Here is a 24702-nt window from a genome sequence, read left to right on the forward strand (position 1 = left end):
CACGGTGAGCCGCAGAGATAGGACCTGCCAGAAGAACTAGTGCGGCCGCCACGAAGACTCGATCCATAGACCTAACGCCTGAATTAAGCCGACCCGCGAAGCGGGTTCGGCTTGAATGAATTGTTAGCCGGCATTGACCATGCCAGCAGACTCGGGGTTGAAGCCCTTGGGGAAGCGAGTATCCGAGTCATACTCCGCGCCGGCAAGGTTGCAGTGGTTCAGAACGGCGCCGGTGAGGTCGGCTCCTTGCAGCCGGGTTGCGCCGCCAAGATTGTCGAGGCCGAGATTGGCCTCGCATAGGTTGGCGCCCACTAACCTAGCGCTCTTGAGATTGGCTCCGCGTAGGTCTGAGCCCTCAAAGTTGCAGCCGGATAAATCAGAGCCCTCCAGCAACGCCCAGTAGAGCGAGGACCCGGCAAAACTGCGACCGCGAAGCGTCGAGTTGTCGGGTGCGGCCAAGCCGTCAAGGTTTCCGTTCTCGAGGTCTACTGACTCGGGAGGCAGATAGAAGGCCGCGATATGAGCGCCGTAATCATCTGTGATGGCAACGCGACGTTTTGGCATGCCGGGTAACGCCTGAATTAAGCCGACCCGCGAAGCGGGTTCGGCTTGAATGAATTGTTAGGCTGCGCCGCGGTCAAGCAGGGCATCCCAGATTGATGGGGCAACAGCGAGCAAGAGTACGACCAAAGATCCAACAACAGCCGCTGCCCACAAGGGAATCCGCTTGTGTCTATAAACGGCAGCAGCACTAAGAATGGCTCCGATAGTAATCGTCGCGATTGCCTCAGGCGTTACCACAACATGGTAGCTGGAGGTCCACAGCACCAGAATGCCGTAAGCAAGCAATGCTGGGATGAAGATAGCGGACAGGAACGCAACGATCACATGCGCCCAACGCCTTTCCGCATCGGGTGAGCGTGATTGTGGTGCTTGGTAGAGGTTATCGCTCATAAGCAGCCTAACGCCTGAATTAAGCCGACCCGCGAAGCGGGTTCGGCTTGAATGAATTGTTAGGGGGCGTGCCGCGCCTGTCAAAGCTCAAAGCAAGAGCGATCGCGCCAAAAAGAAACGAGCAAATCGCGGCTAAAGCTGTCGCCCCCAACGCTGCACTGTACTGATCCGACATGGCTCGAACCTGCGCCCGAAGTGCCTTGCATGCTCTTGCGAGGTCCGCTGACTCGGTAAGCGTTGCGCAGACTTGGATGGCCGTGCTTCCGAAGTGCGCGCTGGTGCCGAGCATCATCGCCGCCCTCCAGCCAAGCAGGAGCGAAAAGAAGAAGAGTGCGACCGCTAGCAGCCGAATCTTCAATGTCATTTCAGCCCCCTAACGCCTGAATTAAGCCGACCCGCGAAGCGGGTTCGGCTTGAATGAATTGTTAGACGGCAGACTCACGAGCCTTACTCGTCTGAGGGATGATTGCCGCGACGAGCGCCGATTGCAGCGCCAAGTGCGACACCCATAGCGATGCCAAGCGCGACATTGCCGACTATCAATCCAATAGCAGCGCCAAAGCCAAGGCCTGCGCCGATGCCTTTAGCCAAGCTGCTGCTTGAGTGACCGGCTCTTCTCTTTAGGAACTCCATTCCTGTCTCCTGCCGCCTAACGCCTAGTAGACCCCAATCAGGGGTGATAGCTACGAGTATTCAGCTTGGTCCGGCGGGCGTCAATCAGGGCTTTCTTACGTGATATCAATGCCTTGTCCTAGGGCTTGTGAGTGTCGGGCATGCGACGTTGTCCGTGCTATTCGCAGGGAGTGCGTTGCTTATGGATTATCAGGGCAAAGATGGGGCGGTACCCGCCGGCGGGCGCAGGGGGCTGCTTGAGGAGGTGACGCGCAGACTGCGCGTGGGTCACTACAGTCTGCGCACGGAGCGCGCTTATCTGGGATGGATACGTCGGTTCATTGTTGCCAATGGCAAGCGCCATCCGCGCGAGCTGGGAGCGGCCCAGGTCGAGGCATTCCTGACCGGATTGGCTGTCGAAGGAAGGGTGGCGGCGAGCACGCAGAACCAGGCGCTCTCCGCGGTGCTTTTTCTGTATCGCGAAGTGCTGGGTCTGAAACTGGCCTGGATGGACGATGTGGTGCGCGCCAAGCGGCCGCAGCGCGTGCCCACCGTTCTGTCGCAGCAGGAAATGCGCGCGATGCTGGTGCAGATGGACGGACGAATGGCCTTGCTGGCGCAGCTCCTCTACGGCACGGGCATGCGGCTGATGGAAGGGGTGCGGTTGCGCGTGAAGGACGTGGACTTTGCCCGCAACGAGATCACGGTCAGGGAAGGCAAGGGAGGCAAGGATCGGCGCACCGTCTTGCCGGCGTCGCCGGTAGCGGGGCTGCAGGCGGAAGTCGAACGTGTGCAGATCCTGCATGCTCAGGACCTGGCGTGCGGTGCAGGGGAGGTGTGGCTTCCGCATGCCTTGTCGCTGAAGTATCCCCATGCGGCGCGCGAACTTGGCTGGCAATACATGTTTCCTGCGCGGGCCATCAGTCTGGATCCGCGTGATGGCCGATGGCGACGGCACCACCTCGATGAGGCCATGTTAGCGCGCGCGCTCAAGCGGGCCCGCGGCGCGGCGGGTATCGCCAAGCCGGTGACGGCGCATGTGCTACGGCACTCGTTCGCCACCCACCTGATCGAAGCCGGCTACGACATCCGCACGGTGCAGGAATTGCTCGGTCACAAGGATGTCTCGACGACGCAGATCTACACGCATGTGCTCAATCGAGGTGCGGGTGGTGTCCGAAGCCCGCTCGATCGTGTCGGCGATGCGTGAGCCGACGGAGCGCACGACTGTGGCGCCACTCGGCGTGGCCTGTGCGGTCGCCTGGCTTGCTGGTGCGCTCTGCACCCTATGGCGAAGCGAACTGCCCGATGCGGCTGCGCTGTGGATCGGCTTGCTCACGGGGTTGGGATGGTGGGTGGCATCGCCCAGGTGGCGTTGGATAGGCGCAGCCCTGGTGGGGCTGGCATGGACGGGGCTGCATGCGGGGTGGAGTCTGCGCTCCCAACTGCCTGTGGCGTGGGAGGGGCGTGAGGTTTCCGTCAGCGGTCGTATCGAAGGCTTACCCGAGCCGGAGCCGCGCCGTACCCGCTTCCTTCTCCGTGTCGATGACGGCATCGGCCAGCCGCCGCCCCTGCGTGGGCGATTGGTACGCGTCGCGTGGTACGACGAGCATGGTGCCGAAACGATCGGCCCTCGTCGTGCGCTAGGCGCGGGCGAGCGGTGGCGCTTCCAACTGCGGCTGAGGGCGCCTCGCGGATTGGCCAATCCCGGGGGCTTCGACGCCGAGCGATATGCGATGGCACAACGAATCAGTGCCACCGGCTACGTACGCGAGCCTGAGCGTGCAATGAAGCTCGAAGCGGGCAGCGGCATGGAGGCATGGCGGTCCAGTATGTCAGACCGCATCGAAGCCGAGGTGCCTGCCGCATCGAGCCGGTTCGTGCGTGCGCTTGCAGTCGGGGATACGCGTGGGTTGCTGCAGGACGACTGGCAAGTGCTGCGGGCGTCAGGGCTGACGCATCTGATCGCGATCTCGGGTTTCCATGTCGGCTTGGTAGCGGGCGCTTTCGCGCTGCTGGCAGCCGCGGCTTGGCGATTGTTTCCAGCGCTCGCACGCCGAATGCCACGCCCGCAGGCGATCGGTTGGCTGGCATTGGTGGGGGCGCTCGGCTATGCGGCGGTGGCGGGGTTTGCGCTACCCACCCTGCGTACGGTGCTGATGATCGCGGTAGTCGTGCTGGCGCGTACCTCGCGGCGTCCCGCACGCGTGGTCGACGCGCTGGTGCTCGCGATGTTCGCCATCCTTGTGTTTGATCCCCTGTCGCTGCTGGCACCTGGTTTCTGGTTGAGCTTCGCCGGCGTCGCTTGGCTCGCCTGGTGCCTGCCTGCCTCGCTGCACTGGGCGAAAGCGTTCCTGCCGGCGCAGGGTGTCGCAACGCTGGGGCTGTTGCCGCTGACGGCCGCACTGTTCGGGCAGGCCTCGTTGGCGGGTCCGGTGGCGAATCTGCTGGCCATTCCATGGTGGAGTCTGGTCGTCGTGCCGTTGTCTCTGATCGGCACGTTGGCGGAACTGGTGCACCCCGGCGCGGGTGGCATGGCGTGGCGTGGCGCCGCCGCCTGCTTCGACCTCACGTGGCCGGCCTTCACCTGGCTGGCGGACAGCCGCTTTGCCTTGTGGTGGTTGCCCGAACCGTCCGCGTGGGCGCTGCCGCTGGCCGTGGTGGGAACCGCCTTCATCCTGCTGCCGACGGGCATGCCCGGAAAGATCTTGGCGTCGTTGTTGTGGCTGCCGCTGCTGTGGCCCGATCGCGGGTTACCCCGGGAGGGCGAAGTGGAGCTGGTGGTGATCGACGTCGGGCAAGGGCTCTCCGTGTTGGTGCGCACGGCGGAACATGCGTTGCTGTACGACGCAGGGCCCGCCGTGGAAGAGGGATTCGATGCAGGCGAGCGGGCCGTGGTGCCGGCGTTGCGGGCATTGGGCGCGCCTCGCCTGCATGCGCTGGTGGTCAGCCACGGTGACAACGACCATGCCGGCGGGGTCATGGCCGTCCGCGACGCGGTCCCGGTCGCGACCACGCTGGCGCCCGCAGGCGCGCCGCTGGAATCCGACGCACCGTGCATTGCGGGTGCGGCCTGGCGCTGGGATGGCGTTGAGTTCCGCTTCCTCCACCCGCCTCTCCATTTTCCCTACTTCGGAAACGAGGCGAGCTGCGTCCTGCGAGTGAGTACGGCGCAGGGTGCGATCCTGCTGCCGGGCGACATCGGCACGCAGGTCGAGGCGGGGCTGGTGAGCCGCCATGTGCCGTGGTTGCGCAGTGACGTGGTCGTCCTGCCGCATCACGGGAGCGCAGGCTCTTCTGCAGGCGGTTTCGTCCGTGCCACTGGCGCGCGGTTGGCGGTGGGATCCAGCGGCTTTGGGAACCGCTTCCGCCACCCCCGGCCGGAGGTGGTGTCTCGCTGGCGCGAGGCGGGTGCCGAGGTGCTGGACACGCAATCCAGCGGCGCCGTGCGCATCTGGCTGGGACGGGACGGGCTGGCGGTCCGTGAGCAGCGTCACGACAGGGCACGCCTGTGGGACGCCGTGCGGCGCCAGCGAGCCGGTGGGCTATCCTATCGGCTCGAAGACGGACGGCCCGATGTGCCGGAGGACTGAACGTGCTGGAACTGGTGAAGGCTGGCGGTTGGCCGATGATCCCGCTGCTGCTGCTGGGCGTGCTGGCGCTGGCCATCGTGGTGGAGCGCTTCTGGTCGCTGCGCCGCAAGGAGATCCTGCCGCCCGGCCTGGGCGAGGAAGTCCGTACCTGGGCCGCCCGTGGTCAGTTGGAGCCCGCCCACATCGAATCCCTGCGCCGCAACTCGCCGCTCGGTGAACTGCTGGCGGCGGCATTGGACGTACGGAGCAAGCCGCGCGACCAGATCCGCGAGCGCATCGAGGACACCGGTCGTCACCTGGTCCATCGCATGGAGAAGTTCCTCAATGCGCTGGGCAGCATCGCGTCCGCCGGTCCGCTGCTTGGCCTGCTGGGCACCGTGGTGGGCATGATCCAGATGTTCCTGGGCATCCAGGACAGCGGCGTCGGCGACGTCAATGCGCTGGCCGGGGGCATCGGCAAGGCACTGGTCTGCGCCGCGGCGGGCATGATCGTGGCGATCCCCGCGTTGCTGTTCCATCGCTACTTCCGCGGCCGGGTGACCGGTTACGTGATGGAGATGGAAAAGGAGGCGAGCGCCCTGGTGGATGCCCTGGAAGCCCGCCATCCGCGCGCGGTGCCGCGTCCGGCGCCCGCGCCGGCGGCGACGGGCTCCTGAGGTCGCCGCATGCGCATCCGTGACGACCGCGCGCAGGACGAGCCCGATCTCAATCTGGTGCCGCTGATCGACGTGATCCTGGTGCTGATCATCTTCTTCGTGATCACCACCACCTTCGACGCGCGTTCGATGCTGCAGCTGCAACTGCCCAGCGCGAACGGCGAGCCGGTCGCCGCGCAGGTCAAGGCGCTGAGCGTGCTGGTGAATGCGGACGGGCGTTACTTCGTGGACGAACACGAAGTGCTGCGCACCGACATCGACGCGCTGAAGCAGACCCTCGAACAGGTGGCCGGCAGCGACCGTGCCCGCCCCGTGCTGCTGCGCGCAGATGCCCGCACGCCGCACCAGGCGGTGGTCACCGCGCTGGATGCGCTGGGCCAGCTGGGATTCCGCAAGATCAACATCGCGACCGCGCCGGAGGCGCAGAAGTGAGCGATACCCAATCGCCGTGGCAGGTCTACAAGCGATTGATGGCGTTCGCCCGGGCGTACCGCGGCCTGCTCTTGCTGGCGGGACTCGGCATGCTGATCGAAGCCGCTGCCGGTGGCGCCTTCAGCAAGCTGATGGAGCCGGTGGTCAACGAGACCTTCATCGATCGCGACCGCGCCAAGAGCCTGTTATTGCCGCTGGCCATCGTGGGGCTGTTCGTGATCCGCGGTATCGCCGGCTACGTCACCGACATGGGCATGGGCAAGGCGGCGCGCAGCATCGCCCGCGATGTCCGTGTCAACGTGCTGGGCAAATACCTGCGCCTGCCGGGATTGCGCTTCGACACCGAGCCCGTGCCTGCCATGCTGGTTCGCCTCGGGTCGGATGCCGATCAGATGGCCCAGGCGGCCGTCGACGCGATGAAGGTGATGCTGCAACAGGTCCTGCAGATCATCGCGGCGCTGGTGGTGATGTTCTGGACCAGTTGGCAGGTCACGCTGGCGATCCTGGTCATGGCGCCGCCCCTGTCATGGATCATGGACAAGGTGGCCAAGCGCTATCGGCGCATCAGCCACCGCATCCAGGAGAGCGGCGCGGAGATGATGCAGGCCGCCGACCAGACGCTCTCGAACCAGCAGGAAGTGAAGGTCTACGGCGCCCAGCGCAGCGAGCTTGCGCGCTATGAAAGCCTGGCGAATGCCAACCTCAAACTGGCGATGAAGGTCGAAGCCACGCGCAGCGTCTCCTCGGCGATGGTCCAGCTGATGGGCGCGATCGGGCTGGCGCTGCTGCTGTTCTTTGCCGGCCGAGAGGCGATGGCGGGGCGCTTGACGGCAGGTGGCTTCGTCACCTTGATGATCTCGATGATGGCGATCATCCCCGCGCTCAAACAGCTGACCAACGTGCAGAACATGCTCCAGCGCGGGGTGGCCTCGGCGCAGCGCCTGTTCTCGGTACTGGACGCGGACGACGAACAGGATTCGGGCACTCGCAGCCTCGACCGGGCGAAAGGCCTACTGGAATTCCGCGACATCACCACGCGTTACCCGGGGCAGGCGCGTCCGGCATTGGACGGCATCAGCTTCACCGCGCGGCCGGGTACCGTCACCGCGATCGTCGGTCGCTCGGGCAGTGGCAAGTCCACGCTGATCAAGCTGATCCCGCGGTTCTACGAAGCGGAATCCGGGCAGATCCTGCTCGATGGCCATCCGCTCCAGGATTACCCGCTCGCCGACCTGCGCCGGCAGATCGCGCTGGTAGGGCAGCAGGTCATGCTGTTCGACGGCACCGTTGCGGCCAACGTCGCGTATGGCGAATTGCAGGGGGCGGACGCCAACGGCATGGAAGCAGCGGTCCGTGGCGCGAACGCGATGGAGTTCGTGCAGGAGCTGCCGGAAGGCATGCAGGCGCCGATCGGGAACAAGGGCGGGCGCCTGTCGGGCGGCCAGCGCCAGCGCTTGGCGATTGCCCGCGCCATGCTGAAGGACGCGCCGATCCTGATCCTCGATGAAGCGACCGCCGCGCTGGACAACGAGTCCGAGCGTCTTGTGCAGAATGCGCTGCAGAAGCTGATGCCAGATCGCACCACGCTGGTGATCGCCCACCGCCTGTCCACCATCGAGCACGCCGATCAGGTGCTCGTGCTCGATCAAGGGCGTCTGGTGGAGCAGGGCACGCATGCCGAGCTCATCGCGAAGGGCGGCTTGTATGCGCACCTGCACCAGATGCAGTTCCGTGAGGGCGAACCGGGGTGAGCAAGCGCGAGGCGCAGACCCCTGTTTACTGGTTCGGTGATGCGCCCGTGCCCTTTTGGGCCCGGGCGCTGTCCGGCGTCTACGCGGCGCTGATCGCGTTGCGCTTGAAGCTCTACCGTGCCGGCGTACTTCGCCGCCTTGGCGTCGGCGTGCCGGTGATCGTGGTCGGCAACATCACCGCGGGCGGTACCGGCAAGACGCCCCTGACGATCGCGCTCGTGGAGCGCCTGCGCGCGGCGGGCTTCAAGCCTGGCGTGGCCAGCCGAGGCTATGGCCGGCGCGATGAAGCGACACCACGTTGGGTGGATGCGGCGACCGCGCCCGAGGAGGGCGGCGACGAGCCCTTGTTGATCGCGCGACAGACCGGCACGCGGGTCCGCGTCGATCGCGATCGCGTGTCGGCGGCGCGTGCGCTTGCTGCCGCCGGCTGCAACGTGGTCGTCTGCGATGACGGCCTTCAGCACTACCGATTGCGACGCGACATCGAGATCGAGGTCATCGACGGCGCGCGCCGGTACGGCAATGGCCGGATGATGCCGGCGGGCCCCCTGCGTGAACCGGTCGAGCGCTCGGCCGAATGCGACTTCCGTGTGGTGAACCTGGCCTCGCCCGAGGCCGAAGCGGCTTTCGGCGAATGGCCGATGCAGTTGCAACCCGAAGTTGCGGTACCGCTGCGCGGTGGACGTCCACGCGCGCTGGCCTCATTCGCAGGGCAGCGCGTGCATGCGGTTGCGGGCATCGGCCACCCGCCGCGTTTTTTTGCGATGCTGCGGGCGTGGGGCTTGGGCGTGGTGCCGCACGCTTTCGCCGATCATCACGACTATCGTGCGGAGGATTTCGCGTTCGGCAGCGAACTCCCCGTGCTGATGACCGAAAAGGACGCCGTGAAGTGCGCCGCCTTCGCGAATGACTGGTTCTACAGCGTGCCGGTCGCCGCCCAACTGCCAGAAGCCTTCTGGATCGCCCTGCTCGACAAGCTGGGCGCGCCGCCGCGTCCGTCCCCCTGACCTTGTTGCCGGTGTCCATCGCCATGCCACCTTTCGTCGTCGCCATTCCTGCCCGCTACGCCGCCTCGCGACTTCCGGGCAAACCGCTGCGCCTGCTCGGCGGCACGTCCCTGGTGGTCCACGTTGCACGACGGGCACTGGCGGCAGGCGCGCAGCAGGTGTGGGTCGCCACCGACGATGCCCGCATTCGCGATGCGCTCGAGGGGACCGAGGTGCAGGTGGCGATGACGTCCGAGCGCCATGCTTCGGGTAGCGACCGTCTGGCCGAATGCGCCGACATCGCCGGTTGGGACGACGATGCGCTGGTGGTGAACCTGCAAGGCGACGAGCCCTTCGCGCCGCCAGCCGGTATCCGCGCCGTGGCCGAAACGCTGGCCGACAGTGGTGCGCCCATGGCGACGTTGGCGGTGCCCATCGAGGACGCGGCCACGCTGTTCGACCCGAATGCGGTGAAGCTGGTGCGCGCCGCCAATGGCGATGCGCTGTACTTCAGTCGCGCACCCATTCCATGGCACCGCGACGGCTTCGCGCGCTCCCGCGATGAACTGCCGCCGGGACAATGGCTGCGGCATATCGGCATCTATGCTTATCGGGCGGGTTTCCTGCGCCGCTTTTCTTCGCTGCCACCGGGTCGGCTGGAGCAGGTGGAATCGCTCGAGCAGCTTCGGGTGCTTGAAGCCGGTCACCGGATCGCCGTGGCCCTGACGCCGGCACCATTCCCGCCCGGCGTCGACACGCCAGAGGATCTGGCCCGCGCCGAAACCCTGCTGAAAGGCGGTGCATGAAACTGCTGGTGGTATGCCTGGGCAACATCTGCCGTTCGCCGATGGCGGAGGGGGCGCTGAGGGCACGCCTTGATGCCTCGCCACTGGCGGGGCGGGTCGAGGTCGATTCAGCGGGCACGGGCGGTTGGAATGCCGGCGAACCGCCGGACCATCGCGCCATCGCCTGCGCGCGCAGCCATGGCGTGGACATCAGTGGCCAGCGCGCCCGCCAACTCCGTCTCACCGACTTCGACGACTACGACTGGCTCCTGTGCGCCGATGCCAGCAACCTGCGCGATGTCCGCAAGCTGGCGCCGGCTACGCGCCGTGACCGGATCGTCCTGCTGCTGGACTGGGCCGGGATCGAGCCGGGCGGCGAGGTGCCGGACCCCTATACTGGAGGGCCGGAAGACTTCCGACAGGTCTGGCGACTGGTCGATTCCGCCGCACAGGCGGTCGTGGCCCGGCTCTCCACCGCCTGAGACTTGGGCATAATCAGGGATGATGACGGACATGACCTTGGCCCCCGAACTGCCGCGCGGCCTGCAGTGGCTGAATGCGCCGGCGACCACGCTGCACGAGCAGCGGGGGCGGATCGTTGCGCTGGCGTTCGTCAACAGCGCCTCGGCTTGGTGCGCACAACGGCTGAACGACTTGGCCGTGCTCCAGGCCAGGTACCTGGGACGCCTGCAGGCGCTCGCCATCCATGTGCCGCGATTCGACAGTGAACGTGATCCCCAACAGGCGCTCAAGCGCCTGCGCCGGCATGGCAATGTCCTGCCAGTGGCGCACGATGCCGACTGGGTAGCCTGGCAGCGTTATGGCGTGGACGCTTGGCCTACCATCCTGCTGATCGATGGCGAAGGCCAGGTGCGCCATCGCGCTGTCGGCGCCGATGGGCTACAGGAGCTGGAGCGCCAGATCGCCCGCTTGTGCGACGGGCTGCATGCACCGCCGGACGATGACCTGCGCAGCTTTCGCGAATCTCACCCTGAACCGCGCATGCCGCTGTGCTTCCCCACGGGCATCGTGGCCACGCCGGACCGCCTGTTCGTGGCGGACAGTGGCCACCACCGAGTGCTGGAGTGCAACCATCAAGGGCGGGTGATCCGGCAATTCGGTATGGGCACGGCGGACTTCGCCGACGGCGAGCTCAACCATGCGGCCTTCCGTCGCCCCCAGGGGCTCGCGTTGGTGCGTGAGTCGCTCTACGTCGCGGACACGGGCAATCACGCGCTGCGTCGCATCAACCTCCCCACCAGCACGGTCGACACGCTGTGCGGCAACGGCCGCGCGGGCGAGCCGGCCGACGGCGTGGTCGACGCGGCGCGGAACGTGGCGCTGAACCAGCCGCAGGCGCTGCTGGTGAACAACAACCAGATATTCCTGGCCATGGCCGGGGACAACCGGATCTGGAGCTACGACCTGGGGACGCGCGAGCTCCGCGCGCGCGCGGGTTCCGGGCAACTCGATGTCCGTGACGGCAGCGGACCGATGGCGGCGTTCGCGCAGCCCGCAGGCTTGGCGGCGGTGCTGCAGACACTTTACGTGTGCGATGCCGTGGGCTCGTCGCTGCGCTCCATGCAGTTGCGTGGCGACACCGTGCAGACGCTGGTGGGGCAGGGCGTCTGGACATTCGGTGCGGAGGATGGCCCGCGCGAAGGCGCGCGCCTGCAGCATCCACAGGCCATCGCCTTGAGTCCCGACGCGCCGGTCATGTGGATCGCCGACAGCGGCAACGGCACCTTGCGCACGCTGCGGTTGGGCGGTGGCGAACTGACGACCGTCTCGCTGCCGCGCGCCCTGCACGGGCCCGCTGGCCTCTCCGTCGCCGCGGGCGCGGTCTGGATCGCCGAGACCGATGCCCATGCGGTCCTGCGCTACGATATCGCCACCGGCGAATTGAGCCACGTTCCGATCGACGAATGAGCGGTAGTCCCCAGCCGGCCTTCGACGGCAAGGCCTTTGCCGCCGGCCTGAGCACCGCTCCCGGCGTGTATCGCATGTATGCCGCCGACGACGCGCTGCTGTATGTCGGCAAGGCGGGCGCGCTGCGCAAGCGCGTCACGAGCTACTTCAATAACTCGCCCAAGTCCCCGCGCATTCTGTCGATGCTGACCCAGGTCGCGCGTATGGATGTGACCGTCACCCGTACGGAGGCCGAAGCGCTGCTGCTGGAAAACCAGCTGATCAAGTCGCTGACGCCGCGCTACAACGTGCTCCTGCGCGACGACAAGAGCTATCCCTATGTGCTGCTGACGCGCGAGGAATGGCCACGCATCGCGTTCCACCGAGGCGCGCGCGCGGTCCCGGGGCGTTACTTCGGCCCCTATCCGAGTGTCGTTGCGGTTCGCGAGACGCTGAACCTGATGCAGAAGCTGTTCCGCATCCGCAACTGCGAGGACAGCGTGTTCCGCAACCGGTCGCGGCCCTGCCTCCAGTACCAGATAGGCCGCTGCAGCGGCCCCTGCGTCGGCCTGGTCGCCGAGGCGGATTACGCCGAATCGGTTCGGCAGGCGGGCCTGTTCCTGGATGGCCGCAGCGATGAGCTGACTAAGGAACTCACCCTGGCGATGGAGCAGGCGAGCGTCGCGCTGGAGTTCGAGCGTGCGGCGCGCCTGCGCGACCTCGTCGCCTCGATCCGTACTCTGCAGGCGCGCCAGTACGTGGACGGACACGCCGCGGATCTCGATGTGCTGGCCTGTGCGATGCAGGGAAGCCAGGCCTGCGTGCTGCTGTTGGCGTTCCGCGATGGCCGCAACCTGGGCACCCGCACCTTCTTCCCAAAGACCAATGGCGAGGATAGCGCCGACGAAGTCCTGGGGGCCTTCGTTTCCCAGTACTACGCCGAGCAGCCCGCGCCGCAGGAGATCGTCCTGGATCGCGAGATCCCGGATGCTGAGCTGATCGAACATGCGCTCGCCGCGTCGGCCGGTCGCAAGGTGCAGCTCAAATGGAACGTGCGTACCGAGCGCGCCGGCTATCTGGAGCTGGCCAAGCGCAATGCAGAGATCGCGCTGACCACGGAGCTCACCAGCCGCAATGCGCAGACCGCACGCAGCGAAGCGCTGAAGGAGCTGTTGGGTCTGTCCGATGTCGCCAAGCGGATCGAATGCTTCGACATCAGCCATACGATGGGCGAAGCGACGGTGGCGTCCTGCGTCGTGTTCGACGCCAACGGTGCCGTCCGTTCGCAATACCGTCGCTACAACATCACCGGCATCACGCCGGGCGACGATTTCGCCGCCATGCACCAGGCCATCGAGCGGCGTTTCCGGCGCGCGGTGGAGGAGGGCGGCGTGCTTCCGGATGTCCTCTTGATCGACGGTGGTGCGGGTCAGCTGGCACAGGCGCAGACCGCGTTGGCCGATCTCGGGGTCACGGGGGTCACCCTGGTCGGCGTGGCCAAGGGCGTCGAGCGGCGCGCCGGCCACGAGACGCTTGTGTTACCCGACGGTCGTGAGCTGCGCCCGGGTGCGGCATCACCCGCGCTGCAACTGATCCAGCAGGTGCGCGACGAAGCACACCGCTTCGCGATCACCGGCCATCGCGGCAAGCGCCAGAAGGCCCGCATGACGAGCAAGCTCGAGGACATCCCCGGCATCGGGCCGCGCCGTCGCGCAAGCCTGCTGAAGCATTTCGGCGGGCTGGCGGGCCTGAAGGCCGCTGGCGTCGACGAGATCGCACGCGTCGAAGGCGTCAATGCCGCGCTCGCGGAGCGAATCTACGCTAACCTGCACGGGCTGCCGTCGCCCGAGGCCGGAACCGAGTAAGTTCGATGAAGTTGACCGTTCCCACCTGGCTCACGCTGCTGCGGATCTTGCTGATCCCGGTGCTGGTGCTGGTCTTCTACCTGCCGTACACGTGGACCAATTTTGCGGCGGCGTTCATCTTCATTCTGGCGGCGGTCACCGATTGGCTGGATGGCTGGATCGCGCGCCGATATCACTTGTATTCAGCCTTCGGCGCCTTCCTGGACCCCGTCGCCGACAAGCTGATGGTGGCCGTATCGCTGTTCCTCATCGTGCAGGACACCCCCACGATGTGGATGGCGATCTGGGCGGCCGTCATCGTCGGGCGCGAGATCGCCGTGTCGGCGCTGCGCGAATGGATGGCCGAACTGGGCCAGCGCGCCACCGTGAAAGTCGCGGCGCTGGGCAAGATCAAGACCATCGTGCAGATGGTGGCGCTGTCCTGCCTGCTGTACGCATCCACGCCGGGTTCGCAGCAACTGTCCGACATCTGGATGGGGCGCTGGGTGTTCGTGTTGGGGGACTGGTTGCTGGCCATCGCGGCCCTGCTGACCCTGTGGTCGGGCATCCAGTACCTGCTCGCCGCATGGCCGATCCTGCGCGATGGCGAGAAAAAGACGGTTGACACTTCCGAACAACCCGCTACAATTTCGCCTCTCACGACGCGGGAATAGCTCAGTTGGTAGAGCACGACCTTGCCAAGGTCGGGGTCGAGGGTTCGAGTCCCTTTTCCCGCTCCAGTTTTATCGTCCCGAGAGGGGCGGCCCACAAAACCCCGTTCGCGGGGTTTTGCGTTGTAGGGCGCCAGGAAGGCTTGCCCTGATTGCGGTTGTCGGGCGCGGTCGCTGCAGGACAGCTGGCAGAGTGGTAATTCGGTGGATTGCAGCGCAATATGGGTCCGCTGAAGAAGTTCGGCCTCGTGGCAGAGTGGTGATGCACCGGATTGCAAATCCGTTTACAGCGGTTCGATTCCGCTCGAGGCCTCCAATGTAGAATCGGCGATGCATGCATCGTCCATGCGGGAATAGCTCAGTTGGTAGAGCACGACCTTGCCAAGGTCGGGGTCGAGGGTTCGAGTCCCTTTTCCCGCTCCATATTCGCTCCCCCCGGGGAGTACGCCGAAGCCCCGCACGCGGGGCTTCGCTGTTTTCGGCGATCGGAAGCGTGCCGCTTTCCAAGGCGGCACGACTGAGGCAGGCTATCCCCGTGCCCGGATGGCGAAATTGGTAGACGCATCGGACTTAAAATCCGCCGGCCGCGAGGCCATGCCGGTTCGATTCCGGCTCCGGGCACCACAAAGTAGTCCATCGATCAGCGGTCGCGATAAGCCTGCACCGGGCTATCGCTGGACGATGGATGGCACGCGCCAGGAGCCGATTCCGGGCGGGCCGGCTGACAAGTCTGGCGAGAAGGCAGATGACGGCCTCTAGAGGGAAAGGCCGTCGTCGCTCGCAATGGATGGAAAGGCGGAGTACGTCCAGCGATGCTGGAGATTGCCAGGCCGCTGAAAAGCATTCCCTTAGAGGTCAGTTGACCGACGACGGCGCCTTGTAATCCACACAGACTGTCTTCCGGAGCTCCTCGCGGTCCGAAGGAGGGAAGTACTCAAGCGCCTTGCATTCACCGGCCCTGTAGTTGGCGTGTTGCCCGATCACTGAAGTGCCTAGCCAGATCGTGGGTATGGCCATGACGACTGCACACGCAGCGACAACGCCGAGCGGAACCTTTTGGTCCAAGGCTTCGATAGCACGATCGCAAGCGGAGGCGATAGAGGAGAGCATTCGACAATCTCGGCGTCGGGGGAGCTTCGAGTGTCTCTGCCCCGACCCGCTGCGGCTATCAGGGAATTCCTCACAAGCAGTCGGGCGCATCCCCCATGCCGCCGGCATGCCAGTGGCATGTCCGGAAGGTAGGTAAGCCAATGACTTAGGCCGAGAGTTGCCTATTCAATCGCACTAGGAGGTGCGTGGTGCGTGTCGCCAAGACACCCGAGTTCCTGCAGTCGGTGATGGACCACCCCAAGGTCAGGCCTTGGATTGTGCCGGATGGTGTGGATAGGGATATCCCTCTCGCGGCGATCTTCGGTCAAGGGATAGGCCTGGAGTTCGATACAGGCGGGTTCTTCTTCCACGCCCTCGGTGATGGCGTGTATGAGGTGCACACGCTGTTCCTGCTTGGCACCACGAATGCGCTGGACTGCTGTAAGGCAGCGGCACATTTCATGTTGTGCGGCACGGAGTGCACGCGGATCGTGACCAAGGTGCCGGCCGATAACATCCCGGCGTGGAAGCTTACCGAGAAGATGGGGTTCCGGGCCGATCAGATCCGGCCTGCTGCGCGTCAGCGTGCCTTAAGAGTGCTCCCATAGTGGGCGGGGCTGCCCAGGGAGGCCTCCCGGGCGTCGACGCGCTTGGAGGCGGCGAGGAGCAGGTAGGCGGTGTCTCGGCGCCCGAAAGGCGTGGTGCCTTTCAGCAGCTCGAACTCCGCGGAAGCAACCTGGTAGGGCGCTCGAAACCGCAGACGTGCGACCAGGTCCTTGCGCTCTTCCGCAGGGTAGTCCTTGGCTGCTCGATCCAGAAGGTCGCGAACGCGCGCGAACTCTGGTCGCGCGCTTCGGTTATAGAGCCCGAACGTGGTCTCGCCGGGCTCTAGCCGGCTGGAGTCGGTGCGATCGAAGTCGTCAACGAGCATCGGGGCGCCCTACGTAAGTAGACAAACTAAGAAGGCCGCGATTGCTCGCAGCCTTTGAAATGCATGGCGCCCGAAGTTGGACTCGAACCGACGAGCCCCTGATTAACAGTCAGCTCTTCATCAGTTTGTCGGACCCGTATTGGCCAGAGACAGCACCCTGGCCGCGACGAATGCGGCCAGGGGCGAGTGGTCATCTAGCACTTGCAGCCAGCCATACCGATGTTCGAGTAGCTACAGCTCCCAGAGGTACACGTCTTGGTGGAACAATCCTTCGTGCCGCCGCACAGGGCGAGCCAGTAGGCCGCGGTAAGCATTGCCGGCTTCCACTCGACCGATTGGGTTATCGAGGGATCTCGTGCAATCTTCGCTCTCAGCGCCGCCACAAGCCTTTCCGCATCAGCCGCCGTCCGCTTGTATTCCACCGCGTCACCGTTAGCCGTGTAGTCCACTCCGATGACATCGTTTTCCGACATGTACGAGAGGCACGTGGCAGGTGCCACCCTTGCCTTTTGCTCCTCAGCTGCGGCGACCGCGCAGCTAAGCGTCAGGGAAATGAAAATAAGCACATTTCGAAGATTCACAGTCCTACTCCTTGAGCTGGGTCCGTCTGGGGCTGGCGAAGCGAGCGACGGACATCCCCGCCCCGCGCTACTGCCACAGGACAACGACGCGCCTCAGTTGCGGCGGACACCGTTCGTCGGTCCACTGCGAGCGCTGCGCAAAATATGGACGTCGGCCTGTGCGCCGCGGGCGCTTACGTTGATCTGATCCGTAAGATGCGGCGGAGATAAGTAATTGATGGTGCGGGTCTAGTGGAGTAGCGACCTACCTTCTTACGTCGGATCGCATGTACATTGGGGCGGAGTGCCTCCCGTTCCATTCACGCACCGGGCGGCCTTCTCTACCGGACAGCTTATGGAGCATGTTTCTCCTATTTCGTTCCTGGCGGTACAGGTTGCTTCGCGCACGCTAGCGTTGGTGGTGGCCGAATGCCCAAGTACGCGCACTGGCTTACTCTAAGCAACCGGCTAAGCGAGACACGGTGCGCCAGTACAGAGAGCCAAACTCCCGGGGCGACCTCTTGAGTGGACGGAGCAGCTCTCCCTCGTCCTCTCGAGTCATCAAAATCGACAACATCCCCGACGACCTCGAGTCGATCGCCGACTTAGGTCAATCCTTACGACCTTTCGCGAAGTCCTCTGGCTTGAATGTGACAGCCAGTTCGTCGGAGGCTCGTACTGCCCAGCGCGGGACCGGTACGGTCGCTCACTCGCGCCATGCGCCCCGTGAGCAGGGGTGACGGGTAGTTCTTGTAGGTATCTAGGCCAGCTCTGCCATCGTTCCGACCACCTGGACCGACGTAAGCGCGTTTACTTGTAATCCTCACTTCCAAGCCGAAGAAGTTGGGAGTAGCGTCGCGCTAAAGGGGCAACCATTAGATGGTCGATGCATTGGCTCTCGCGAGAGGCCTGTGCGCACCGAACGGGCTGTGCCCGCAGCCAGCCGACCTAGAACGGACCGGGGGATACTCATGGTGATTCGCAATGGAAGCGTGTTGGCGTGGCTAGGAATGCTCTTGGCAAGCGCAGTTCCATTCGCAGCGCAGTCGCAGAACTCCATCGACAATTACAGCTATCGAAACGAAGTCTTTCGTCGCGATAGCGTTGACTCCCTGCACGGCAACGCATTCGGAGAAACTTGGGACCCTGATACGGGCAGCTTGACCTTCGCTCAGACAGATACTTCGCTGGCTGGACAGGGGCCGACTATTGTCATCGGGCGCAACTACACGCGTGGTCAGTTCAAGTTCGATCGGCTGCAGAACTACGACATGGGCGACTGGACGCTGTCCATTCCGCGCATAGAAACCATCCTGACGTCCGCCATCAGCAATCCGCCCACAGCGCCAGGACAGGCGTGGCAGGTCTCCCAGTCGGGGGCGTCTGCCTACAAACGCTGCACATACTTTGGCGTTGCGGCTTTTGTCAATGACGCTGGCGGCCAATGGTTCCCGGGATACTTCGTAACGGACGAAGCGGGCGTCCGCCGACAACTGCTGAAGCGTGATGCCACGAACACTATCCGACCCACCCTGACTGCTGCCTCCAATTATCCTGCCGTCGCACGGGACAACTGGCAGTTCGATTGCTTGCCAACTACCAGTAACGGTCAGTTGGGAGAAGGCTTCTTGGGTTTGGCGCCGAACGGCACAAAGTACTATTTCGACTACCTGGTAGGGGGTAGGGAACGGATCACCACCTACTTTGATTTGCCGGCGCGCCAAGGGCGCCAGTGGGTGACCATGTATGTGTCCAAGGTCGTCGATAGGTTTGGAAATTCTGCGAGCTACCAGTACACAGGAGACCGCCTAACTTCCATTACGACTAACGACGGACGAAAGGTTGCGCTCACATGGCGCGACGACTACAACGTCATCAGCTCAATATCGACCGTGGATGTGCAGACAAGTGCTGTACTTCAAACATGGTCATACGAATACGTGTCTGCGGGATCCGGCAACTTGGTCTACCTGTCCAAGGTCACTCTGCCCGATGGTTCCACATGGACCTATACCGACCTTCGGCACTTCGATCTCTTCAGTACAAGCACTCAAGCATTGTGCGGAGAGCGAGTGAGGCAGTCGCCCACATCACCAGACGCCTTTTCGTCAGTGAAAGCACCCTCAGGTGCGACTGCGACTTTTGGGCGGGCAATTACCGTGCGTGCATACAGCCACGCTGGGGATATCAGTAACACTTCCAACTGCGCTGGACCGCCGCCGAGTAACAGCAGCTTCGAGTCCGCTCGCATGTTTTCAAGGGAGAACGGTCTTGTCAGCAAGTCGATATCAGGACCTGGCCTGGCAACGCAAACATGGACGTACCGTTACTCGGACGCAGTTGCAAGCTGGGTCCATGATCCGTGCTACTCGACGAACTCGTGTGTGACGACTCGTACCTCGAGTGAGATCAGCCCGGATGGGGCCCGAACCGACTACGCATTCACGACGATCCAGGGTTCAAAACTTGAGGGCAAGGTACTCAAGACGCAATGGCTTGATAGTCAACTCGTAGTCCGGAAGGAGACGACCGTTACATACGCGCCATTCAATCAAGGTCCATGGCCGGCACGCGTTGGAGGAAACCCGACTGACGCGAACATCCCCGGCGGACTGCATGTCGCGGATAGCTACATAAGTCCGATGCAAGCTACGACGACTCGACTCGATGGTGTGGCATTTAGCACTACGGTCAATTCTTTTGATGTCTACGCGCGACCTTTATCAGTCACCAAGGCTAGCGCGCCCAGTCCGTAAGTTTGCACAAGTCGGAAATTCCCTATCCTTCCGGAATAGACAGTCATGCCTAGGATCTCGGCGCTCGCTTTGATGTTGGTCGGTCTGATCTCGTTGCAGATGCCCTCGATCGCAATAGGGCAGAGCTACACAAGAACCGAGGTGACTACGTATCACGACAACACAAATGCTTGGATTCTTGGGCAGGTGACCAAAACCACTTGCATAGCGCCTGTCGAGTGCACGCCGAGCTGGGCGCCCATAGGAATAGTGATCGCGGAGACCACATTTGATCCGACTTACGCTTTGCCGACGGCAGTCAGGTCTTTCGGCAAGCTGCAGCAGACCCGAACCTACGACACCACATCCTCGCTGGCAAGCGGCCAGTTGGGCACGCTCAGAACCGTGGCCGACGGCAACAACAACCTCACTACCTACACAAACTGGAAGCGAGGAGTTCCTCAGAACATTCAGTATCCGATAACGGCGGACTCGCCGGGTGGCGCCACTCAGTCTGCGATGGTCGACAACAACGGCTGGATAGTGGCCTTTACCGACGAGAACGGCTACAAGACCTGTTACGCCTATGACGCGATGGGGCGAACAGTGCAGATCACCTATCCATCAGAGTCAACCGTAGGAGCATGCGACGCGTCTGCATGGAATGTCGAGACATCGTTATTCGTCCCGGTGGCGCATGATGAGCACGGACTTGCCGCTGGCCACTGGACAAGGATGCGTCGCCTAGGCAATCGGCACGTAAATACCTACTACGATGCCCTGTGGCGTCCAGTGCTGGAGGAGTCGCTGGACTATGCCGACATAGGTGGCACGCTTTCGCAAGTGGTTAAGCGCTATGACCACGACTCGCGAGTGATCTTTCAATCTTATCCCAAGCGGGGCGTGGATCGTCTGACCGAGTCGCAGGGCGTTCACACGGTCTACGATGCGTTGGGTCGCGTGACAGGCGTATCGCAGGACAGTGAGCATGGGCTTCTGACCACGCTGACAGAGTATCTGCCTGGATTCAAGACGCGAGTCACCAACCCGCGCGGCCAACCGTCGCTGACCATTTACCAGGTGTTCGATCAGCCAACCTATGACGCGCCCGCGGGCACCGACCATCCAGAAGGTGCATCGACGGAGATACATCGAGATGTTTTCGGCAAGGTGACGGCCTTGCGGCGCAGGAATGCGGATGCGAGCGTCCAGGCGTGGCGGTACTACGGCTACAACATTCACCAGGAACTGTGCCGTAGTGAAGAGCCGGAAACCGGCACGACATTGATGGGATACGACGGGGCCGGCAACCTGAAATGGTCGTCCTCTGGCCTTCCTGCAGGGCAGGTCTGCGAGCCGAATGGCACGACTCCGGCAGTTGCTGCCAGGCGAAGCGATCGCACCTACGACAGTAGGAATCGCTTGCAGGATCTGGCATTCCCGGCCGGTATCGGGAGTCAGACCTGGCAGTACTGGCCAGACGGCCTTCCTCGAAAGGTCACGACGCACAACGATGGCTTGAACGCTGGCGTGGTCGAGAACGACTATGTGTACAACAAGCGTCGCCTCCTGACGGGCGAGAGCTCCACCCAGTTGGGCTGGTACACGTGGGCTCTTGGATACGGATACGATGGCAATGGCAGCTTGTCCACGCAAACCTATCCCACGGGGCTGGTGATCAGCTACGTCCCCAACGCGTTGGGGCAGGCCACGCAAGCGCGGGACCAGTCAGGTTATTATTATGCGTCTGCTGTCGGCTACTACCCCAATGGCGCCACTAAGCAGTTCACATATGGCAACGGTATCGTGCATTCGATGTCGCAAAACGCGCGTCAATTGCCGTTGGTCACTGCCGATTCGGGCGGCACGCATCGTCTGCAGTACAGCTACGACAGCAATGGCAATGTGGACAACATCTACGATCTGGATACGCCGTCGAAGAATCGGTATCTGTTCTATGACGGTCTTGATCGTCTGACGGCAGCGGGCTCGGCGATGTTCGGCGGAAGTGACCACTACCATCGCTTTACGTACAACGCGCTCGACAATATTACGTCGTGGAAGCACGCGGGCGTGAAGGACTATGCGGAGTATGTGTATTCGCAGAACCGTCTGACCAACATCAAGAACAGTGGCGGCGCCAGTGTCGTCGGCCTGGAATACGATCCTCAAGGTAATCTTGCGGTCAAGAACAATCAGACTTATCAGTTCGACTACGGCAATCGATTGCGCGTAGTCTCGGGAAAAGAGCACTATCGCTACGATGGCCGCGGTCGCCGTGTGCTGGCGTGGGACGTGGCATCGACCAATAGCATCCTGTCGATGTACTCGAATGCCGGTCAGCTCCTGTACCAAGAAGACTACAAGAACGGCAAGAACCAGGAGAACATTTATCTAGCGGGGAGCATCATTGCGATTCGCGAGTCTCCTCACGCCGGCGGCATATTCGCTAAGTTCCAGCACACCGACGCATTAGGTAGCCCGGTCGCAGTAACCAACCAGGCCGGCGCGGTCATCGAGCGAAACGACTACGAGCCCTACGGCGCCATGATAGGTAAGCCGAGCTACCAGGGCATCGGTTATACGGGGCATTTCCAGGATGGAGCCACCGGCTTAACCTACATGCAGCAGCGGTACTACGATCCGACGGTGGGGTTGTTCCTTTCCGTGGATCCGGTGACGGCGTATAGCAATCCGGTTGGGATGTTCAATCGGTACAGGTACGCGGCGAACAACCCGTATCGGTTTCTTGATCCCGATGGGAGGTTCGGTCGGGACGCGCTCAATGGACTTTTGAGTGAAATCAGGGGGGCAGTGATTAGATATGCTGGAAGCAGATTGAGTGACGCAGCCGACGGAGCGGCTAGAGCTGCCGGTGAGGGTGTAAGGCGGCATTTCGAGACCCATACTTACAGTGCCAACGTTGGAGTCTCAGGGACGCTCGCTGCTCCAATGGTGCCGGGTGCTCAGAATCTTGTGCCCAAGGGTGCCATTGGAGGCTCCCTTACCTTGTCGGTCACGCATCGTGGTCAGGTGGCACTTACCGGCTCGTTTGTTCCCATGTGGTCCCACGGTGGCGGGCAATCATTAGGGGGAACATACGGGATCGGTGTTGCAGAAGGTGGCAGCCGCCCAAGTGGCTTAGAGATCACTGGTAATCACCATGCGGAGCTAACAATCCCCGTTCGAGGAGCGACGATTGGTGGCGCCGTGGATTGGGATAAGCAGGGTGGAAGCATTAGCGGAGCATCACAACGACTCGGCATCGGTACGCTAAGCATGTTTGGAGTTGGCGAGCAGGTGAACTTTACCTATCGGTTTAATGAGCCGGAGGCGGAGCATCCAAAGGACAAGAAGTGATTTCGTTTCGGCGGCTGGTCGAGTGGCAGGTTCTCGTTGCAGGATGGATTTTTCTTGCGGTAAGTCTATTTTTCCCGATTTATGTTTTCTGGATATTTGGGTTCGAGAAGGGCACCGTCAGAAACGGTGCGGGCGCTGTTATGGGGTCAATGAGTTATTTGGCGTTCTCGCTCATCATTTCTGTGTTGGGAGGCTCGATTTCAGGTTTAGCAATCTACTTTGCGCGGAAAGCCATCAAGCGTAAGGAGCCGGGCAACAACTGACGGCGCGGATTGGCAGCAAGCTTGATGTTGCAAACCTCCGTGTCCATTTGTCCTCGTCTGGTGGGCGCCGCGCCCGAGGGTCCCGACGGCTGGTCGGGCCGCATATCTCAGGCTCTGGAGGGAGGCAAAGCCTGTAGTTGGTCTGTGGGGCATCACATCGCTGTTGGACTGGCCGGTGTGCATACCTGGCTTCTAGGCGACTTCTCGCGCATCCAACAGTGGCCTGAGTCTCGCCACAGCCCCAACAAGTGGTGGCGCCGCCTGACTGGCTCAATTGGCAGAGCTGGTGAGTCGTCCCGCCGAGAGTGAGTTTGGTGTTGGTGTTAAGGGGCTGACGCCCCTGCAGCGAGATTCGACCCCATTCACCGAAGTGAGAGAAGTGCACGCAATTCGCGTCGTAAAATTTGCCCTGCAAAGTCATGTGGACTAGTCCTGACCATCGGTTATCTGACGTCTGATCCAGGCGTCCACTTCATCGACCATCCAGCGACTACTACGGCCAAGCTTGGTTGGAGGTGGGAATCGCCCTTGGCTGACCCATGCGTAGATCCTGGATCTGCTGATTCCTAGACGCCGCGCCACTGACTGGACGGACTCCAGTTGGGTGGGCTGCCTCAGCTCTCCCATTGATCTGCTCCTGAACACTACTCAAGTTGAGATCAGTGTGCAGGCGTGGTCGGTTGGTCAAAAGTAGGTTTGGGGGGGAATTCGATCGCAATGCAATGGGCCAGCTTAAGGGTCCAATGTATGAAGACACCTTAGCGTTACTGAACTGCTAGGTGGCATTGCCACTGTCGCAGAGTGTGCCTGTGGGTTGCCTGGTAGCGTCGTGGCGGAAACTTGGCGGCAGTCCCACCCAATATAGGTGGGATCTTATGGGGAGCCCCGAGCAGTTGGCGCGAAGGCGGGCACGTGGGATCGCGTCTCCAATCCCACCTATATGTGTGGGACTGCACCTGCGGTCCCACACAAGGCGCAATGGCGATGTCGGTCTTATGCCCGCCTAGTCCCTTAGGTGGGATTTGTTTGAGCCCCACAGCAAGTAGATACACGGGGAAGCGCACAACCTGATCCGTTGGTCGCCGCGTCGTGTACATCCCCGACATCGACTTTGATGAGGCACGCTGTAGATGTCGGGGCGCGACGGGGGGTGGGGCAGGTCAGAGGGCCCCAGCTCCCAAATACACTTATAAGGTGTCCAGCGGGCACGGCTCACAAGATGTGTGTCAGAACGCGAGTCGGAAAGACTATAGGTTCAGATATTTCCGAGTGTAATCAATGCATTAGGAGCCTCTTTCGGGTGAGGCTCCGGGCACAAGTTCGACGCTGCACTCAGCGTCGCTGCCGTTTCTCTTCCTCGCGCACCTTCTTGCGCACGAACATCGCCACCGCGAAGGCGATGCCCACCATGACGATGCTGCCCCCGATGGCCAGCCAGCCCACCGGCTCGAGCAGGATTTCGCGAAGGATCGGATGCATGTCGGTCTCCCCTTGGTTGTGGTGCCGCCACGCTCGCACTGCATCCGGATGCCGGCATTGATCCGGATCAACCCTCGCGAACAGCAAAGCGCC

At 62.9% G+C, this 24702-nt stretch carries 20 protein-coding genes and 4 tRNA genes; 20 read left to right on the top strand and 4 right to left on the bottom strand.

Translation table 11 applies throughout. From position 1 onward, the window contains the following. Window positions 1-123: 123 nt before the first annotated feature. Window positions 124-564: a pentapeptide repeat-containing protein gene (locus BM365_RS00005; RefSeq protein WP_093485460.1), complete on the bottom strand. Its 441-nt coding sequence runs from the start codon at window positions 562-564 to the stop codon at window positions 124-126. A gap of 57 nt (window positions 565-621) precedes the next feature. Further along, window positions 622-954 carry a hypothetical protein gene (locus BM365_RS17680; RefSeq protein ID WP_139227237.1) on the bottom strand — a complete coding sequence of 111 codons (333 nt, stop codon included), beginning with the start codon at window positions 952-954 and terminating at the stop codon, window positions 622-624. 462 nt (window positions 955-1416) lie between these two features. Here BM365_RS17680 and BM365_RS17915 point away from each other — a divergent pair, with 462 nt between their 5' ends. From BM365_RS17915 to BM365_RS00100, 17 genes are all read left to right on the top strand, one after another. Then, the gene (locus BM365_RS17915; RefSeq protein ID WP_158253508.1) at window positions 1417-1557 is read left to right on the top strand and encodes a hypothetical protein; all 141 of its coding nucleotides are present in this window, start codon (window positions 1417-1419) and stop codon (window positions 1555-1557) included. A gap of 211 nt (window positions 1558-1768) precedes the next feature. Further along, on the top strand, window positions 1769-2776 hold the full coding sequence (locus tag BM365_RS00020) for an integron integrase (RefSeq protein WP_093485466.1): 1008 nt from the start codon (window positions 1769-1771) through the stop codon (window positions 2774-2776). Further along, window positions 2739-5159, top strand: a complete 2421-nt coding sequence (locus BM365_RS00025) for a DNA internalization-related competence protein ComEC/Rec2 (protein ID WP_233210845.1) — start codon at window positions 2739-2741, stop codon at window positions 5157-5159. Before BM365_RS00020 ends, BM365_RS00025 begins: the two co-directional genes overlap by 38 nt. Before the next feature lie 2 nt (window positions 5160-5161). After that, window positions 5162-5815: a MotA/TolQ/ExbB proton channel family protein gene (locus BM365_RS00030; protein WP_093485468.1), complete on the top strand. Its 654-nt coding sequence runs from the start codon at window positions 5162-5164 to the stop codon at window positions 5813-5815. 9 nt (window positions 5816-5824) lie between these two features. Then, window positions 5825-6247, top strand: a complete 423-nt coding sequence (locus BM365_RS00035) for an ExbD/TolR family protein (protein ID WP_093485470.1) — start codon at window positions 5825-5827, stop codon at window positions 6245-6247. Window positions 6248-6285: 38 nt separating this feature from the next. Further along, on the top strand, window positions 6286-7998 hold the full coding sequence (msbA, locus tag BM365_RS00040) for a lipid A export permease/ATP-binding protein MsbA (protein ID WP_093489327.1): 1713 nt from the start codon (window positions 6286-6288) through the stop codon (window positions 7996-7998). Next, window positions 7995-9005, top strand: a complete 1011-nt coding sequence (gene lpxK, locus BM365_RS00045; protein WP_093485472.1) for a tetraacyldisaccharide 4'-kinase — start codon at window positions 7995-7997, stop codon at window positions 9003-9005. The genes msbA and lpxK overlap by 4 nt, the downstream gene beginning before the upstream one ends. Window positions 9006-9028: 23 nt before the next feature. Beyond that, the gene (gene kdsB / locus BM365_RS00050; RefSeq protein WP_093485474.1) at window positions 9029-9790 is read left to right on the top strand and encodes a 3-deoxy-manno-octulosonate cytidylyltransferase; all 762 of its coding nucleotides are present in this window, start codon (window positions 9029-9031) and stop codon (window positions 9788-9790) included. Further along, window positions 9787-10251 (top strand): low molecular weight protein-tyrosine-phosphatase, encoded by a 465-nt coding sequence (locus tag BM365_RS00055; protein WP_093485476.1) that lies wholly within the window; start codon window positions 9787-9789, stop codon window positions 10249-10251. The genes kdsB and BM365_RS00055 overlap by 4 nt, the downstream gene beginning before the upstream one ends. A 31-nt stretch (window positions 10252-10282) precedes the next feature. Then, the gene (locus tag BM365_RS00060; protein WP_093489329.1) at window positions 10283-11698 is read left to right on the top strand and encodes a hypothetical protein; all 1416 of its coding nucleotides are present in this window, start codon (window positions 10283-10285) and stop codon (window positions 11696-11698) included. Next, window positions 11695-13542, top strand: a complete 1848-nt coding sequence (gene uvrC / locus BM365_RS00065; protein ID WP_093485478.1) for an excinuclease ABC subunit UvrC — start codon at window positions 11695-11697, stop codon at window positions 13540-13542. The genes BM365_RS00060 and uvrC overlap by 4 nt, the downstream gene beginning before the upstream one ends. A 5-nt stretch (window positions 13543-13547) precedes the next feature. Then, window positions 13548-14195, top strand: a complete 648-nt coding sequence (pgsA, locus tag BM365_RS00070; RefSeq protein WP_093485480.1) for a CDP-diacylglycerol--glycerol-3-phosphate 3-phosphatidyltransferase — start codon at window positions 13548-13550, stop codon at window positions 14193-14195. Further along, a tRNA-Gly gene (locus BM365_RS00075) sits at window positions 14186-14261 on the top strand. Before pgsA ends, BM365_RS00075 begins: the two co-directional genes overlap by 10 nt. 173 nt (window positions 14262-14434) lie before the next feature. Beyond that, window positions 14435-14508 (top strand) — tRNA-Cys (locus BM365_RS00080). A gap of 31 nt (window positions 14509-14539) precedes the next feature. After that, window positions 14540-14615, top strand: a tRNA-Gly gene (locus tag BM365_RS00085). A gap of 114 nt (window positions 14616-14729) precedes the next feature. Then, window positions 14730-14816, top strand: a tRNA-Leu gene (locus BM365_RS00090). A 674-nt stretch (window positions 14817-15490) separates the two neighbouring features. Then, entirely contained in the window at window positions 15491-15889 is a 399-nt protein-coding gene (locus tag BM365_RS00100; protein WP_093485484.1) for a hypothetical protein, read from the top strand. On the opposite strand, the gene BM365_RS00105 is transcribed toward BM365_RS00100, so the two are convergent. After that, entirely contained in the window at window positions 15862-16212 is a 351-nt protein-coding gene (locus BM365_RS00105) for a hypothetical protein (protein WP_093485486.1), read from the bottom strand. The genes BM365_RS00100 and BM365_RS00105 overlap by 28 nt on opposite strands. Before the next feature lie 1531 nt (window positions 16213-17743). Between BM365_RS00105 and BM365_RS17685 the strand changes: the two genes are divergently transcribed. From BM365_RS17685 to BM365_RS00125, 3 genes are all read left to right on the top strand, one after another. Beyond that, window positions 17744-19528 (top strand): hypothetical protein, encoded by a 1785-nt coding sequence (locus BM365_RS17685; RefSeq protein WP_139227239.1) that lies wholly within the window; start codon window positions 17744-17746, stop codon window positions 19526-19528. A 72-nt stretch (window positions 19529-19600) separates the two neighbouring features. After that, a complete protein-coding gene (locus BM365_RS18085; RefSeq protein WP_175502021.1) occupies window positions 19601-22867 on the top strand; it encodes an RHS repeat domain-containing protein in 3267 nt (1088 codons plus the stop codon). Further along, window positions 22864-23130: a hypothetical protein gene (locus BM365_RS00125; RefSeq protein WP_093485492.1), complete on the top strand. Its 267-nt coding sequence runs from the start codon at window positions 22864-22866 to the stop codon at window positions 23128-23130. The genes BM365_RS18085 and BM365_RS00125 overlap by 4 nt, the downstream gene beginning before the upstream one ends. Window positions 23131-24462: 1332 nt before the next feature. Here BM365_RS00125 and BM365_RS17920 read toward each other — a convergent pair. Further along, window positions 24463-24609, bottom strand: a complete 147-nt coding sequence (locus BM365_RS17920) for a hypothetical protein (protein WP_158253509.1) — start codon at window positions 24607-24609, stop codon at window positions 24463-24465. Between the last annotated feature and the right edge of the window lie 93 nt (window positions 24610-24702).

Source organism: Pseudoxanthomonas sp. YR558 (assembly GCF_900116385.1).
Classification (GTDB): domain Bacteria; phylum Pseudomonadota; class Gammaproteobacteria; order Xanthomonadales; family Xanthomonadaceae; genus Pseudoxanthomonas_A.